The organism is Streptomyces sp. NPDC060198, assembly GCF_042728415.1.
In the GTDB taxonomy this organism is placed as follows: domain Bacteria; phylum Actinomycetota; class Actinomycetes; order Streptomycetales; family Streptomycetaceae; genus Streptomyces.
Map to the genome: position 1 here is coordinate 1 of NZ_JBHWZJ010000169.1, position 15,149 is coordinate 15,149.

Annotated in this window: 14 protein-coding genes; 10 read left to right on the forward strand and 4 right to left on the reverse strand. The window is 69.1% G+C overall.

The window, feature by feature from the left end; all coding sequences use genetic code 11:
* Window positions 1-31 precede the first annotated feature (31 nt).
* Window positions 32-1,441, reverse strand: a complete 1,410-nt coding sequence (locus ACFWEP_RS20540) for a hypothetical protein (RefSeq protein WP_387371721.1) — start codon at window positions 1,439-1,441, stop codon at window positions 32-34.
* Window positions 1,442-1,591: 150 nt separating this feature from the next.
* Window positions 1,592-1,789: a hypothetical protein gene (locus tag ACFWEP_RS20545; protein WP_387371722.1), complete on the reverse strand. Its 198-nt coding sequence runs from the start codon at window positions 1,787-1,789 to the stop codon at window positions 1,592-1,594.
* Between the two features lie 152 nt (window positions 1,790-1,941).
* Here ACFWEP_RS20545 and ACFWEP_RS20550 point away from each other — a divergent pair, with 152 nt between their 5' ends.
* Window positions 1,942-2,916, forward strand: coding sequence for a carbohydrate kinase family protein (locus ACFWEP_RS20550; protein WP_387371723.1), 975 nt, complete (start codon window positions 1,942-1,944; stop codon window positions 2,914-2,916).
* A gap of 57 nt (window positions 2,917-2,973) precedes the next feature.
* Here the strand turns inward: ACFWEP_RS20550 and ACFWEP_RS20555 are convergent, their stop codons facing one another.
* Complete coding sequence (locus tag ACFWEP_RS20555; RefSeq protein ID WP_387371724.1) at window positions 2,974-4,377, reverse strand: cysteine desulfurase/sulfurtransferase TusA family protein; 1,404 nt, start codon at window positions 4,375-4,377, stop codon at window positions 2,974-2,976.
* A gap of 271 nt (window positions 4,378-4,648) precedes the next feature.
* Here ACFWEP_RS20555 and coxB point away from each other — a divergent pair, with 271 nt between their 5' ends.
* The 4 genes from coxB to ACFWEP_RS20575 all read left to right on the forward strand — a co-directional run bounded on the left by coxB (window position 4,649) and on the right by ACFWEP_RS20575 (window position 9,119).
* On the forward strand, window positions 4,649-5,614 hold the full coding sequence (gene coxB, locus ACFWEP_RS20560) for a cytochrome c oxidase subunit II (RefSeq protein WP_328722139.1): 966 nt from the start codon (window positions 4,649-4,651) through the stop codon (window positions 5,612-5,614).
* Window positions 5,611-7,347 carry a cytochrome c oxidase subunit I gene (ctaD, locus tag ACFWEP_RS20565; RefSeq protein ID WP_266703489.1) on the forward strand — a complete coding sequence of 579 codons (1,737 nt, stop codon included), beginning with the start codon at window positions 5,611-5,613 and terminating at the stop codon, window positions 7,345-7,347. The genes coxB and ctaD overlap by 4 nt, the downstream gene beginning before the upstream one ends.
* Window positions 7,344-7,742, forward strand: a complete 399-nt coding sequence (locus ACFWEP_RS20570; protein ID WP_328722140.1) for a cytochrome c oxidase subunit 4 — start codon at window positions 7,344-7,346, stop codon at window positions 7,740-7,742. Before ctaD ends, ACFWEP_RS20570 begins: the two co-directional genes overlap by 4 nt.
* Before the next feature lie 120 nt (window positions 7,743-7,862).
* Complete coding sequence (locus ACFWEP_RS20575) at window positions 7,863-9,119, forward strand: Ig-like domain-containing protein (RefSeq protein WP_387371725.1); 1,257 nt, start codon at window positions 7,863-7,865, stop codon at window positions 9,117-9,119.
* A gap of 56 nt (window positions 9,120-9,175) precedes the next feature.
* Here ACFWEP_RS20575 and ACFWEP_RS20580 read toward each other — a convergent pair whose 3' ends face one another.
* Complete coding sequence (locus ACFWEP_RS20580; protein ID WP_328722142.1) at window positions 9,176-9,586, reverse strand: hypothetical protein; 411 nt, start codon at window positions 9,584-9,586, stop codon at window positions 9,176-9,178.
* A 187-nt stretch (window positions 9,587-9,773) separates the two neighbouring features.
* Here ACFWEP_RS20580 and ACFWEP_RS20585 point away from each other — a divergent pair, with 187 nt between their 5' ends.
* The 5 genes from ACFWEP_RS20585 (at window position 9,774) to trpD (ending at window position 15,126) form a co-directional block, all read left to right on the forward strand.
* Window positions 9,774-10,394, forward strand: coding sequence for a heme-copper oxidase subunit III (locus tag ACFWEP_RS20585; protein WP_266703481.1), 621 nt, complete (start codon window positions 9,774-9,776; stop codon window positions 10,392-10,394).
* A gap of 57 nt (window positions 10,395-10,451) precedes the next feature.
* A complete protein-coding gene (locus ACFWEP_RS20590; RefSeq protein WP_387371726.1) occupies window positions 10,452-11,261 on the forward strand; it encodes a c-type cytochrome in 810 nt (269 codons plus the stop codon).
* Window positions 11,258-12,313, forward strand: a complete 1,056-nt coding sequence (locus tag ACFWEP_RS20595) for a Rieske 2Fe-2S domain-containing protein (RefSeq protein ID WP_387371727.1) — start codon at window positions 11,258-11,260, stop codon at window positions 12,311-12,313. The genes ACFWEP_RS20590 and ACFWEP_RS20595 overlap by 4 nt, the downstream gene beginning before the upstream one ends.
* Window positions 12,310-13,935: a cytochrome bc complex cytochrome b subunit gene (locus ACFWEP_RS20600; RefSeq protein ID WP_387371728.1), complete on the forward strand. Its 1,626-nt coding sequence runs from the start codon at window positions 12,310-12,312 to the stop codon at window positions 13,933-13,935. The genes ACFWEP_RS20595 and ACFWEP_RS20600 overlap by 4 nt, the downstream gene beginning before the upstream one ends.
* Before the next feature lie 126 nt (window positions 13,936-14,061).
* Window positions 14,062-15,126, forward strand: a complete 1,065-nt coding sequence (gene trpD / locus ACFWEP_RS20605; protein ID WP_387371729.1) for an anthranilate phosphoribosyltransferase — start codon at window positions 14,062-14,064, stop codon at window positions 15,124-15,126.
* The last annotated feature ends 23 nt before the right edge of the window (window positions 15,127-15,149 follow it).

Consider the following 15,149-nt stretch of genomic DNA (forward strand, 5'->3'; position numbering starts at 1 on the left):
ATTCCGGGGCCGCCTTCGTACGTTCCGGTGCCTACCCGCGGGGAATCGGCTTGCCGGATGCCGTCTCCAGGACGGTCCGCCCGGCGAGCGGAGCGTCCAGGGCCACCGGGACGGTCACCCTCTCGGCCATGGCCACGCAGGCCGTTCCCGGCTCCGGCCGCGGTTCGGTGATCGTGACCCGGACCTCCGTACGGTCCTCCTCGGCGCTCGCCGAGTAGGTGCCGCACACGCCGCCCCAGAACGCCACCTCCAGCGTCCGCCCGTGCTCGGTGTACGAAAGCGGCGTCACGCCGCGGGCCGGCCGCGAAGCCGACGGGGCCTCCAGGTAGGCGGGGGCGACGGCGACCTGGGCGACCGTGGAGACGGCGCCGCCCGCCTCCGGCCGCACGGTGAAGAGCCAGGACGGCACCAGGGCCGGCGCGTCGTCCACGGACTGCGCCGAGAGCCCGAACACCGCCTTCTCCACCGTCATCGGCGTCGGCGGCGCGGTGCGCCCCGAGGACGGTACGCACTCCGGTCCCGCCGTCTTCGGTCCGCCGTCCCCGCCGTCCAGGGGGACGGCCGTGGCGCAGGCGGGCGCGGTCGCGGCCCCCTGCGCGGCGTTCAGCGCCGCCAGCGCCGCCCGCGCGCCCACCACCGGATAAGCGGCATCCCGATCCTGCGCCCCGGGCAGCACCAGTCGGCCCGAGGCGCCGGCCACCGCACCGTCCGGCCCCACCCGGACATCGGTGGACCAGCCGTGGGTGGGAAGCCCGTCCACCACCGGATCGGCGCCGACCACCCGCAGCGCGCCCAGCAGCCCGCCGTCGGTGAGCGCCGCGTCCCCCAGGCCCAGGGAGTCCAGCACCGGCCGGGCCGCCGCCCTCGCCGCCCCGGGGCTCACCGGGCTCGTGCCCGAGGGGCCGTCGGCGCACACCGAGTCGGACGGGCAGGGGGAGAGGCCGCCGGTGCCGCGCAGGTACGTCCACGTCCCGGGCGCCGTCCGGGAGACCTCGAGGTGCGGCTCCGGTCCGTCCGCGCCCAGTCGCCAGTAGCCGCCTTGCGACGCCGGGGTGCCCGGCATGCCGAACGCCCGGGCCAATCGGGTCGCGTCGGCGAGGGACACGGTGGCCGCGGTCCGGCGCACCTGCGCCGTCGCCGGGCCCTCGGGGAGCTCGCCGCCGGCGAGGTAGATCACACCCGTGGGAGCCGGCTCACCCGGAGCGATGCCCTGGGCGGGCGGATCGGTCCGGTCGGCCGGTCCGGAGATGCTCAGGGGAGTCGGAGTCGGAGTCGGGGAGACGGGTGCCGCGGCGGTGTTCTTCCCTCCGCCTCCGCCGTCCGCCGTGGCCGCCCACCAGGCGCCGCCTCCGCCGGCCAGCACCACGGCGGCCACCACCGCGCCGATCAGGGCCGGGGGCCGCCGCCGGGCCGGGTTCTCGTCCGGTCGCTCGATGCTCACAGGAACGCTCCTTCGCCGTCGCGTCCGGGGCGGACGCTCCCACCCCGTCCCCGGGAAGGGGGACGGGGGTGTGACGGGGCGGAGCGGCGATCGGTTCCCGGCGGGCCCCGCCCGCAGCCGGGGCGTCAACCGCCTTCCCGGACAAGGGAGTCAGCCGCCGTACTCCTCAGTCGCCTCGATCAGCCGCGCGGAGGCGGGCGGCACCGTGACTCCGTGAATCAGGGACGGCGCGACGGGTGGCGTGGCAGTCTTCGGCGGAACGACCCAGTGCGGCGCCATCCGCACGCAGTCACCCCTCAGATCGGCCAGGCTCGCTTCGGTCTCGGTCACGACGCTGTGTGTGGGCATATCCGCACCGTACGCACCGATCCCACTGAGTAGAAAGACCTACTATCGGGTAGTTTCGTCCCATCGGTACTCGGTACGTGAACGGGTAGCGTGAGGTGTCACGCCGTCCCGGAACGCTCACGCGTCTCCCCGCCCCGCAGGAGCAGCCTCCCGTGCGTATCGCAGTCACCGGCTCCATCGCCACCGACCACCTCATGACCTTCCCCGGCCGCTTCGCCGACCAGCTCGTCGCGGACCAGCTGCACACGGTCTCCCTCTCCTTCCTGGTCGACGCCCTGGACGTGCGCCGGGGAGGGGTTGCGGCCAACATCTGCTTCGGCATGGGTCAGCTCGGCACCTCCCCGGTGCTGGTGGGCGCCGCCGGATCCGACTTCGACGAGTACCGCGCCTGGCTCGACCGGCACGGCGTGGACACCGGATCGGTCCGCATCTCCGAGGTGCTGCACACCGCGCGCTTCGTCTGCACCACGGACGCCGACCACAACCAGATCGGCTCCTTCTACACCGGCGCCATGAGCGAGGCCCGGCTGATCGAGCTGCACAGCGTCGCCGAACGCTTCGGCGGCCTCGACCTCGTCTCCATCGGCGCCGACGACCCGGAGGCGATGCTCCGCCACACCGAGGAGTGCCGCTCCCGGGGCATCCCCTTCGCCGCGGACTTCTCCCAGCAGATCGCCCGGATGAACGGCGAAGAGATCCGGATACTGCTGGAGGGTGCGACCTACCTCTTCTCCAACGAGTACGAGAAGGGGCTCATCGAGTCCAAGACCGGGTGGACCGACGAGGAGATCCTGGCCAAGGTCGGCCACCGGGTCACCACCCTCGGCGCGCGGGGAGTGCGCATCGAGCGCGTGGGCGAGCCGGTCATCGAGGTCGGCTGCCCCGACGAGGAGACGAAGGCCGACCCGACCGGCGTCGGCGACGCCTTCCGCGCCGGCTTCCTCTCCGGCCTCGCCTGGGGCGTCGGCCTGGAGCGCGCCGCCCAGGTCGGCTGCATGCTCGCCACCCTGGTCATCGAGACGGTCGGCACGCAGGAGTACACCCTGCGCCGCTCCCGCTTCATGGACCGCTTCGCCAAGGCGTACGGCCACGAGGCCGCCGACGAGGTCCGCACGCACCTCGCCTGAGCCCGCGGCCTGCCGTACGGTCCGGTTCCCGCCGGACCGTACGGCCCTCAGGTCTTCTCAGCTCAGCCTGCGGACCACGTACGCCGCGCCCCGCTCCGCCGGCTCCTCGCCCACGTACTCCTGCTCCCGCATCTCGCACCAGGCCGGGATGTCCAGCCGGGCCGCCTCGTCGTCGGCGAGCACCGTGACCGTGCCGCCCACCGGTACGTCGCCGATCACCTTGGCGAGTTCGATCACCGGGACCGGGCAGCGCCGGCCCAGCGCGTCCACCACGAGCGAGGCGGCGGGCTCGACGGCGGCGGACCCGGCGGGCCCGGCGGACGCGTCGGCCACCGGAACTCCGAGGCGCTCCCGGACCCCGGCGACCACCCCGGGCAGCACGTCGAGGAAGCGCTCCACGTCCGAGGCGGCCGTGCCCGCGGGCAGCGACAGCCGGACGTTCCCCTCCGAGAGCACCCCCATCGCCTTCAGCACATGGCTGGGCGTCAGCGTGCTGCTGGTGCAGGACGAACCGGACGAAACGGAGAAACCGGCCCGGTCCAGTTCGTGCAGCAGGGTCTCCCCGTCGACGTAGAGGCAGGAGAAGGTGACGACGTGCGGCAGCCGCCGCCCCGGATCGCCCACCACCTCCACGTCCGGCACCCGGGCCGCCACCTCCGCGCGGACGCGGTCCACCAACGACCGCAGCCGCGCCGCCTCCGCTTCCGCCTCGGCGCGCACCGCGCGCAGCGAGGCGGCGGCGGCCACGATCGCCGGCAGGTTCTCGAAGCCGGCCGACCGCCCCGACTCCCGTTCGTCGGCGGGGCCCTGGGGCGCGAACCTGACCCCCTTGCGCACCACCAGCAGTCCGACGCCCGCCGGTCCGCCCCACTTGTGCGCGCTCGCCGTCAGCAGCGACCAGCCGTCCGCGACCGGCCCCCACCCCAGCGACTGCGCCGCATCCACCAGCAAGGGGACCCCCGCCTCCCGGCAGAGGGCGGCGACGGCCGCCACCGGCTGCTCGGTGCCCACCTCGTGGTTGGCGGACTGGAGGCAGGCGAGCGCGGTGTCCTCGCGCAGGGCGGCCCCGAACACCGCGGAATCCACCGCTCCGGTCCGTTCCACCGGCACCTCGGTGAAGGACCCGCCGGCGGCCTCGTGCGCGGCCGCGGCGTGGAACACCGACGAGTGTTCGACTGCCGACGCGACCAGGCGGCGGCCGACACGCCGACGGCCCGAAAGAGCTCCGGCAATTCCCGCGTGCACCGCGGCCGTCCCCGAAGGGGTGAAAACGAGCTCGTCCGGGCGGCAGCCGACCGCGTCCGCCGCCGCTTCGCGGGCGGCGTCCAGCAGCATCCGGGCCCGCCGCCCTTCCCGGTAGAGCCGGGCGGGATCGGCCCAGCCCTCGTCCAGGGACGCCAGTAGGGCCTGACGGGCCACGGGATGCAGGGGGGCGGAGGAGGCGGCGTCGAAGTAGGGCACCCGGCCACGCTAGCCCGCAGCCGGGCCGTCGCCGGTGGCGGCCACCCGCGAACCAGGAAAGGGAACGTCAGATGAGCCCCGGAAGCCGGGATTCCACCCCTTCGGGGTGTCGGACGGCGCGTTGGGCACCCTCCCCGCGCGACCCCAAATAGCGTCCAGTAGGGTTTGGTCCGCATAAACATCCAAACCCCTGCCCGCGACAGGGCGGCGACCGACCAGAGACATACGGGCGCGCCGACCGTAGCGGGCGAGACTCTCGGGAAGGCGCTACGTGAGTCCCAACGGCTCCGACCGCTCGTCGCGGCGCCCGATGCGGCGGAAGCTGCCGCAGGTGCTGACTGCGGGCCTGGTCCTGGCGACGGCCTCCGGTTGTTCGTACAACTGGCAGGATTTCCCTCGCCTCGGTATGCCTACCCCGGTAACGGAAGAGGCCCCTCGGATCCTCTCCCTCTGGCAGGGCTCGTGGGCGGCAGCGCTCGCCACGGGTGTCCTCGTCTGGGGGCTGATCCTGTGGAGCGCCGTCTTCCACCGGCGTAGCCGGACCAAGGTAGAGGTACCTCCGCAGACCAGGTACAACATGCCCATCGAGGCGCTGTACACAGTGGTCCCCCTCATCATCGTCTCGGTGCTCTTCTACTTCACCGCGCGCGATGAATCGAAGCTCCTCACCCTCTCCACCAAGCCCGTCCACAACATCAACGTGGTCGGCTACCAGTGGAGCTGGGCGTTCAACTACGTCGAGGACGTGGACGGCTCGCCGTCCACCACCAAGACGCCCGAGGAGCTCTCCTCGATCCCCGACCGCTACCTCGCGGACTTCCCGAAGGGCGCCGGCGGCGTCTACGACGCGGGAATCCCGGGCACGCGCAATCCCCAGACCGGCAACCCGGGTCCGACCCTGTGGCTGCCGAAGGGCGAGAAGGTCCGCTTCATCCTCACTTCGCGTGACGTCATCCACTCCTTCTGGGTGGTGCCGTTCCTCATGAAGCAGGACGTCATCCCGGGCCACACCAACGCGTTCGAGGTGACTCCGAACAAGGAGGGCACCTTCATGGGCAAGTGCGCCGAGCTCTGCGGAGTCGACCACTCCCGGATGCTCTTCAACGTCAAGGTGGTCTCTCCCGAGCGTTACCAGCAGCACCTCAAGGAGCTGGCGGAGAAGGGGCAGACGGGCTACGTGCCGTCAGGCATCGAGCAGACTGACCCCGCCAGGAATGCGGAGACCAACAAACTGTGAGCATCCTCAACGAACCTCAGGGTGCCGCGGCAGCAGACGACTCGTACGAGGATGAGCTGCCGGTACGGCGCAAGCAGCCGGGAAACGTCGTCATCAAGTGGCTGACCACCACTGACCACAAGACGATCGGCACGCTCTACCTGGTCACGTCGTTCGCGTTCTTCTGCATCGGTGGACTGATGGCGCTCTTCATGCGCGCCGAGCTGGCCCGTCCGGGTACGCAGATCATGTCGAACGAGCAGTTCAACCAGGCGTTCACGATGCACGGCACGATCATGCTGCTGATGTTCGCGACGCCGCTGTTCGCCGGCTTCACCAACTGGATCATGCCGCTGCAGATCGGCGCGCCCGACGTGGCGTTCCCGCGGCTGAACATGTTCGCGTACTGGCTGTACCTCTTCGGTTCGCTCATCGCGGTGGGAGGCTTCCTCACCCCGCAGGGCGCCGCCGACTTCGGCTGGTTCGCCTACTCCCCGCTGTCGGACGCCGTCCGCTCGCCGGGTGTCGGTGCCGACATGTGGATCATGGGTCTGGCCTTCTCCGGCTTCGGCACGATCCTCGGCGCGGTCAACTTCATCACGACGATCATCTGCATGCGCGCGCCCGGCATGACGATGTTCCGGATGCCGATCTTCGTGTGGAACGTCCTGCTGACGGCCGTCCTGGTCCTGCTGGCCTTCCCGGTTCTCGCCGCCGCGCTCTTCGCATTGGAAGCGGACCGAAAATTCGGGGCCCACGTATTCGACGCGGCCAATGGCGGCGCACTGCTCTGGCAGCACCTCTTCTGGTTCTTCGGACACCCAGAGGTGTACATCATCGCGCTGCCGTTCTTCGGAATCATTTCCGAAGTGATCCCCGTATTCAGCCGCAAGCCGCTCTTCGGCTACATCGGCCTGATCGCGGCCACCATCGCCATCGCGGGTCTCTCCGTGACGGTGTGGGCGCACCACATGTACGTGACGGGCGGCGTGCTCCTGCCGTTCTTCTCCTTCATGACGTTCCTCATCGCGGTACCGACCGGTGTGAAGTTCTTCAACTGGCTCGGCACGATGTGGAAGGGCTCGCTCTCCTTCGAGACGCCGATGCTCTGGTCGATCGGCTTCCTGATCACCTTCCTCTTCGGTGGTCTGACCGGTGTCCTGCTGGCCTCGCCGCCGCTGGACTTCCACGTCTCGGACTCGTACTTCGTCGTCGCGCACTTCCACTACGTCGTCTTCGGCACCGTGGTGTTCGCGATGTTCGCCGGATTCCACTTCTGGTGGCCGAAGTTCACCGGCAAGATGCTGGACGAGCGGCTCGGCAAGATCACGTTCTGGACGCTGTTCGTGGGCTTCCACGGCACGTTCCTGGTACAGCACTGGCTCGGTGCCGAGGGCATGCCGCGTCGCTACGCGGACTACCTCGCGGCCGACGGCTTCACCGCGCTGAACACGATCTCGACGATCTCCTCGTTCCTGCTCGGCCTGTCGATCCTGCCGTTCTTCTACAACGTGTGGAAGACCGCCAAGTACGGCAAGAAGGTCGAGGTCGACGACCCGTGGGGCTACGGCCGTTCGCTGGAGTGGGCCACTTCCTGTCCGCCCCCGCGCCACAACTTCATCACCCTGCCGCGGATCCGTTCCGAATCCCCGGCGTTCGACCTGCACCACCCGGAGATCGCCGCGCTGGAGCAGCTCGGCCACCACTCCGAGGCCGACAAGGTCCTCGCCGGTGGTAAGGAGGCAGGCAAGTGAAGATCCAGGGCAAGCTGTTCATCTGGCTGAGCGTCTTCATCCTGATCATGGCCGTCACGTACGGCGTGTGGTCGAAGGAGCCGGTCGGCACCACCGCCCTCGTCCTGGCCTTCGGGCTCTCCATGATGATCGGCTTCTATCTGGCCTTCACGGCCAACAGAGTCGACCAGATGGCCCAGGACAACAAGGAAGCCGACGTGGCCGACGAGGCCGGCGACGTGGGGTTCTTCTCCCCGCACAGCTGGCAGCCGCTCTCGCTGGCGATCGGTGGCGCACTGCTCTTCATGAGCATCGCCTTCGGCTGGTGGCTGGCGTACTTCTCGGCCCCGATGCTGGCCATCGGCCTCTTCGGCTGGGTCTTCGAGTACTACCGCGGTGAGAACCGCACCCAGTGACACCGCGTTACCCGTAACACCTCGCGAGGGGCCCGACTGCTCGGCTGGAGCGGTCGGGCCCCTCGCTCGTTTGCAGTCGTACAACGCGCTGGATCGGATGAATCTTCTTAGCGTGGGTTCATGAACGACACGCCGCGTACCCGCTCCGCAGTGAGTTGCACCCTGCTGGTCGTGACCCTGGCCGCCGGTGCGACCGCCTGTGGAGGACCCGACGGTCACCCGCTCTCGGCCAAGCCGTTCGACGCGGCGGACCAGGTCTCCTTCAACGGCCACGCCCCGCAGGGGAAGGCCGACCCCGACAAGCCACTGGAAGTCACCGTCAAGGGTGACGAGGGACGCATCACCGATGTGACGGCCGCGGACAGCACCGGTCGCCGTCTGGCCGGCGAGCTCGCCGCCGACGGGAAGCGCTGGCACTCCACCGCCCCGCTCGCCGCCGGCGCGCGGTACGAGGTGAGGGTCACCACCGAGGATGAGGACGGGGCCCCCGGCCGCCGTACGCTCTCCTTCGAGACCACCTCCCCGAAGAAGCTCCTGAACGTCTCCTTCGGCCCGCGGACGGGCACGTACGGGGTCGGACAGCCCATCACGGCGGAACTCAGCGCTCCGGTCACCGACAAGGCTGCCAGGGCCACCGTCGAACGCTCCCTCAAGGTCCGTTCCACCCCCGCGGTGACCGGCTCCTGGTACTGGGTCGACGACAAGATCCTGCACTTCCGGCCCCAGGAGTACTGGCCCGCCGGGGCGTCCGTCGAAGTGAGCAGCAACTTCAAGGGCATCAAGGTGACCAACGCCCTGCACGGCGCCGAGGTCAAGCCGCTCAAGATCACCATCGGCGACCGGATCGAGGCCATCACCGACGCCGCCGAGCACGAGATGACCGTGCTCCGCAACGGAGAAGTGATCAACACCATTCCGGTCACCACCGGAAAGCCCGGCTTCTCCACCCGCAACGGCATCAAGGTCGTGCTCGGGAAGGAGGCGTTCGTGCGGATGCGCGGCGAGACCGTCGGCATCTCGACCGACTCCTCGGAGTCGTACGACCTGCCGGTCTACTGGGCCACCCGAGTGACATGGAGCGGCGAGTACGTGCACGCCGCGCCGTGGTCCGTCGGGTCGCAGGGCAGCGCCAACGTCAGCCACGGCTGCACCGGGATGAGCACGGACAACGCCGAATGGTTCTTCGACACCGTCCGCGAGGGTGACGTCGTCAAGGTCGTCGGCAGCGAGGGGGAGACCATGACCCCCTTCGACAACGGGTTCGGGGACTGGAACGTCTCCTGGGAGGCGTGGCAGAAGGGCAGCGCCCTGCGGAACGCCACGCCCGGGGCCGGAACCCACACGGTCGAGGCGGCGCGCTTGCGTCCCCAGGTCTGACGCCGGAGGTGCGCCGCCTCGCGGGACGACCGTTCGGCAGGGCGGTGCGAGAGGTGTCAGGACGCCCCGGCCGCCACCTGGAGCCGTGTACGCACCAGGGCGGCCAGGGCGTCCGCGAACTCGACCGGGTCCACCGGAAGAGTCACGGCGGCGTCCGCGCGGCTCCAGGTGGCCAGCCAGGCGTCCTGGGGGCGCCCGATCAGCAGCAGTACGGGCGGGCAGTGGAACACCTCGTCCTTGATCTGCCGGCACACGCCCATGCCGCCCACGGGCGCGGTCTCGCCGTCCAGTACGCAGACGTCGACACCGCCGGCGTCGAGCGCGGACAGCACCGCGGGCAGCGTCGCACACTCCAGGAACCGCACCTCGGGGACGTCGGCCGCGGGCCGTCGCCCGGTGGCGAGCTTCACCTGCTCGCGGATGTTGGCGTCGTCGCTGTAGACCAGGACCGTGGCGGTCGCCTGCATTGTTCCTCCGTGACAGCTGTGTCGTCGGGGCTCTCGGGGCATGAACCGATGCGCGGATCGTACTCCCGCGGACAGCCCGTCAGCACCGCTAATGACGTCGATTCACTGGGCCGTTCGGGGAGGACACACCCCTCTGACACACCGAACGGCACCCCCGGGAGTGAGGGCGGGATAAGCGACCGACATAATGTCGGTCGTGGCGACAGCAACGACAGTAGAAACCGGGCACGCGCACCCGTCGGTCAATCGGCCGAACCTCACCAGCGTCGGAACCATCATCTGGCTGAGTTCCGAGCTGATGTTCTTCGCGGCCCTCTTCGCGATGTACTTCACCCTGCGATCGGTGATGGGACCGGATCACTGGAAGGAGATGGCCGACCATCTGAACTTCCCGTTCTCCGCGACGAACACCACGATCCTGGTGCTTTCCTCTCTCACCTGCCAGCTCGGCGTCTTCGCCGCGGAGCGGGGCGACGTGAAGAAGCTCCGGACGTGGTTCATCATCACGTTCGTCATGGGTGCGATCTTCATCGGCGGCCAGGTCGTGGAGTACACCGAGCTGGTCAAGACGGACGGGCTCTCCCTGTCCTCGGACCCGTACGGCTCGGTGTTCTACCTGACCACCGGCTTCCACGGCATGCATGTGACAGGCGGTCTCATCGCCTTCCTGCTGGTTCTCGGCAGAACATACGCAGCCAAGAGGTTCACCCACGAACAGGCGACCGCAGCCATCGTCGTGTCCTACTACTGGCACTTCGTCGATGTTGTATGGATCGGCCTCTTCGCGACGATCTACATGATCAAGTAACCGGGCGCTCGCACCCACCCATCATCGACGCAGAAGATCCTGACACCGGGGTAATCCGTGAAAAAGCTCTCCGCACGACGACGCCATCCACTGGCGGCCGTCGTCGTACTACTCCTCGCGCTGGCGGCTACCGGGGGGCTGTACGCCGCGTTTGCGCCTGCGGGCAAGGCGCAGGCAGACGAATCCGTCCAGTCCCTCCCCATTGAGGAGGGCAAGAAGCTCTACACCGTCGGCTGCGCCAGCTGCCACGGAACCAGTGGTCAGGGCACGTCCGACGGGCCTTCGCTGGTCGGCGTCGGCTCCGCCGCCGTCGACTTCCAGGTCGGCACCGGCCGGATGCCCGCGCAGCAGCCGGGCGCCCAGATTCCGGCGAAGAAGGTCATCTACTCGCAGGGCGAGATCGACCAGCTCGCGGCGTACGTCGCTTCGCTCGGCGCCGGCCCGATCACGCCGACCGAGAAGCAGGTCAGCCCCGAAGGGGCGGACATCGCCAAGGGCGGTGACCTGTTCCGCACCAACTGCGCCCAGTGTCACAACTTCACGGGCGAGGGTGGTGCGCTGACGGACGGCAAGTACGCCCCGAGCCTGGAAGGCGCGAGCCCGAAGCACATCTACGAGGCCATGCAGACCGGCCCGCAGAACATGCCCTCCTTCCCCGACACGACGATGCCCGAGCAGCAGAAGCAGGACATCATCGCGTACATCAAGACCGTGAACGGTGACAACAGCGAGAGCCCGGGCGGCCTGTCGCTCGGTGGCCTCGGACCGGTCAGCGAAGGCCTGTTCGCCTGGATCTTCGGTCTGGGCCTTCTGATCGCCGTCGCCGTCTGGGTCGCGGCCCACACCGCTAAGGCCAAGAAGTCATGAGTAGCCAAGAAGAGAATCCAGAGAAGAGCCTGCTCGCCGAGCAGGACGCCGCGCACGGCGCGGTAGTGGTCGCGGACGATCCGTTCGCGAACCCGGGGCTGCCGGCCCACAAGCCGCGCATCCAGGACATCGACGAACGTGCCGCCGACCGCTCCGAGCGAGTCGTCGCGTACCTGTTCATCCTGTCCATGCTGGCGACGGTGGCGTTCATCGCCTCCTACGTCATCTTCCCGGTCGACAAGATCGTCTACATCTGGCCGTTCGGTCACGTGAGCGCGCTGAACTTCTCCCTGGGTCTCACCCTGGGTGTGGCGCTCTTCGCCATCGGCGCGGGTGCCGTCCACTGGGCGCGCACCCTGATGTCCGACGTCGAGGTCCCCGCCGAGCGTCACGCGATCGAGGCCACGCCCGAGGTCAAGGCGCAGGTCCTCGCCGACTTCAAGGCCGGTGCCGAGGAGTCCGTGATCGGCCGTCGCAAGCTGATCCGCACCACGATGTTCGGCGCGCTGGCCCTGGTGCCGCTCGCCGGTGTGGTGCTGCTGCGCGACCTCGGTCCGCTGCCGGAGAAGAAGCTCCGCTCCACGCTGTGGGCCAAGGGCAAGAAGCTCATCAACATGAACACGATGGAGCCTCTGCGTCCCGAGGACATCGCGGTCGGTTCGCTGACCTTCGCCATGCCCGAGGGCCTGGAGGAGGACGCCGAGGACTTCCAGGCGCAGATCGCCAAGGCCGCCCTGATGATCATCCGCATCGAGCCGGACGACATCAAGGACAAGCGCGAGCGCGAGTGGGCGCACGAGGGCATCGTCGCCTTCTCCAAGATCTGCACCCACGTCGGCTGCCCGATCAGCCTGTACGAGCAGCAGACGCACCACGTCCTCTGCCCGTGCCACCAGTCCACCTTCGACCTCTCCGACGGCGCCCGCGTCATCTTCGGTCCGGCCGGGCACGCGCTTCCGCAGCTGCGGATCGGCGTGAGCAGCGAGGGTGACCTCGAAGCTCTCGGTGACTTCGAAGAGCCCGTCGGTCCTGCCTTCTGGGAGCGCGGATGAGTACTACGACGGAAACCACGCGCAAGGCGCCCGCAGGCGAGCGGGTCGCCGACTGGGCGGACGGCCGGCTGGGCATCTACGGCCTGGCCAAGGCCAACATGCGCAAGATCTTCCCGGACCACTGGTCCTTCATGCTGGGCGAGGTCTGCCTCTACAGCTTCATCATCATCATCCTCACGGGTGTGTATCTGACGCTGTTCTTCCACCCGAGCATGAACGAGGTCGTGTACCACGGCCCGTACGAGCCCATGCAGGGCATCCGGATGTCCGAGGCGTACGCCTCGACGCTGAACATCAGCTTCGACGTCCGCGGTGGTCTGCTCGTGCGGCAGATCCACCACTGGGCCGCGCTGATCTTCCTGGCCGGCATGTTCGTGCACATGATGCGCGTGTTCTTCACGGGCGCGTTCCGCAAGCCGCGTGAGATCAACTGGCTCTTCGGGTTCCTGCTGTTCGTCCTGGGCATGTTCACCGGCTTCACCGGCTACTCGCTCCCGGACGACCTGCTCTCCGGTACGGGTGTCCGCTTCATGCAGGGCGCGATCCTGTCCGTGCCGATCGTCGGCACGTACCTCGCGTACTTCCTGTTCGGCGGGAACTTCCCCGGCGGCGACTTCGTGGCCCGGTTCTACTCGGTCCACATCCTGCTGCTCCCCGGCATCATGATGGGCCTGCTGGTGGGCCACCTGATCCTGGTCTTCTACCACAAGCACACGCAGTTCGCGGGCCCCGGCCGCACGAACAAGAACGTCGTGGGCATGCCGCTGCTGCCGGTCTACATGGCCAAGGCCGGAGGGTTCTTCTTCCTGGTCTTCGGTGTCATCTCCGTCGTCGCCGCGATCGCCTCGATCAACCCGATCTGGGCCATCGGCCCGTACCGGCCCGACCAGGTGTCCACCGGCGCGCAGCCCGACTGGTACATGGGCTTCTCCGAAGGCCTGATCCGTGTCATGCCGGGCTGGGAGATCAACCTCTGGGGTCACACGCTCGTCCTGGGCGTCTTCATCCCGCTGGTCATCTTCCCGCTGGTGCTGGCCGCGATCGCGGTGTACCCGTTCATCGAGTCCTGGGTCACCGGCGACAAGCGCGAGCACCACATCCTGGACCGGCCTCGCAACACGCCGACCCGGACCGGTTTCGGTGTCGCCTGGATCAGCTGGTACTTCGTGCTGCTCGTCGGTGGTGGAAACGACCTCTGGGCCACGCACTTCCACCTGTCGATCAACGCGATCACCTGGTTCGTGCGCGTCGGCTTCTTCGTGGTGCCGGTCCTGGTGTTCATCGCCACCAAGCGGATCTGTCTCGGCCTCCAGCGCCGGGACAAGGAGAAGGTGCTGCACGGACGCGAGTCCGGGCTCATCAAGCGCCTGCCGCACGGTGAGTTCGTGGAGATCCACGAGCCGCTCGCCCAGGGCCAGCTGCACACCCTCACCGCGCACGAGCAGTACCAGCCGCTCGAAATCGGCCCGACGGTCGACGAGAACGGTGTCGAGCGCAAGGTCTCGGCCCTCACGAAGCTGCGCGCCAAGCTCAGCAAGGGCTACTACGGCGAGCACAACCAGATCGCCAAGCCCACCGCCGAGGAGTACAAGGAGATCACCAGCGGCCACGGTCACCACTGATCGCCTGAACTGATCGCCACAGCCAAGAGCCCCGTCCATTCGCCGGACGGGGCTCTTCGCCGTTCCCGGGCCCCGATAGGGTGGAGCGGCACCCCCCTTTCCGGCTGTGGATTCTTGGAGCGGACCATGAACGTGGCGACCCCGAACGGCGGCGACAGCGCGGCGGACCGTTCCTGGTCCGGCGTACTGACGCCCCTGCTGCGCGGCCAGGACCTCGGTGCGGACGACACCGCCTGGGCCATGGACCGGATCATGAGCGGGGACGCCACCGACGCGCAGATCGCGGGCTTCGCCATCGCGCTGCGCGCCAAGGGCGAGACGGTCGCCGAGGTGAGCGGCCTGGTGCGCGCGATGTACGAGCACGCCCGCACCATCGAGGTGCCCGGCCCCTCGGTCGACATTGTCGGCACCGGCGGCGACCTCGCGAAGACGGTCAACATCTCCACGATGTCCGCGATCGTGATCGCCGGCACGGGGGCCAAGGTCGTCAAGCACGGCAACCGGTCCGCCTCCTCGGCCAGTGGTGCCTCCGACGTCCTGGAGAAGCTCGGCGTCAACCTGGAGCTGACCCCGCAGCGGGTCGCCGAGGTGGCGGCCGAGGCGGGCATCACCTTCTGCTTCGCGGTGAAGTTCCACCCGGCCCTGCGGTACGCGGCCAAGGCCCGCAAGGAACTGGGCACCCAGACCACCTTCAACATCCTGGGCCCGCTCACCAACCCGGCCCACGTCCGCGCCCAGGCCGTGGGGGTCGCCGACCTGAGGATGGCGCCCATCGTGGCCGGTGTCCTCGCCGAGCGCGGCAACTCCGCGCTCGTCTTCCGCGGCGACGACGGGCTCGACGAGCTGACCACCACCGCGACCTCCCGGGTCTGGGTGGTCCGGGACGGAGAGGTGCGCGAGCAGGCCTTCGACCCGCGCCACGTGGGCCTGGAGCTGGTGCCGGTCGAGGCGCTGCGCGGCGCCGACCCCTCGTACAACGCGGACGTCGCCCGACGGGTGCTGGAGGGCGAGAAGGGCGCGGTGCGCGAGGCGGTGCTGCTGAACTCGGCGGCGGCGCTGGTGGCGCTGGACCCGGGCGAGGGCACCCTCACCGAGCAGATCGGTGCCAAGATCACCGCCGCCGCCGAGTCCATCGACTCCGGCGCCGCGCACCGCGCGCTGGAGCGCTGGGTGGCGGCCAGCAACGCCTGACGGGCACGAGCGAAGAGGGGCGC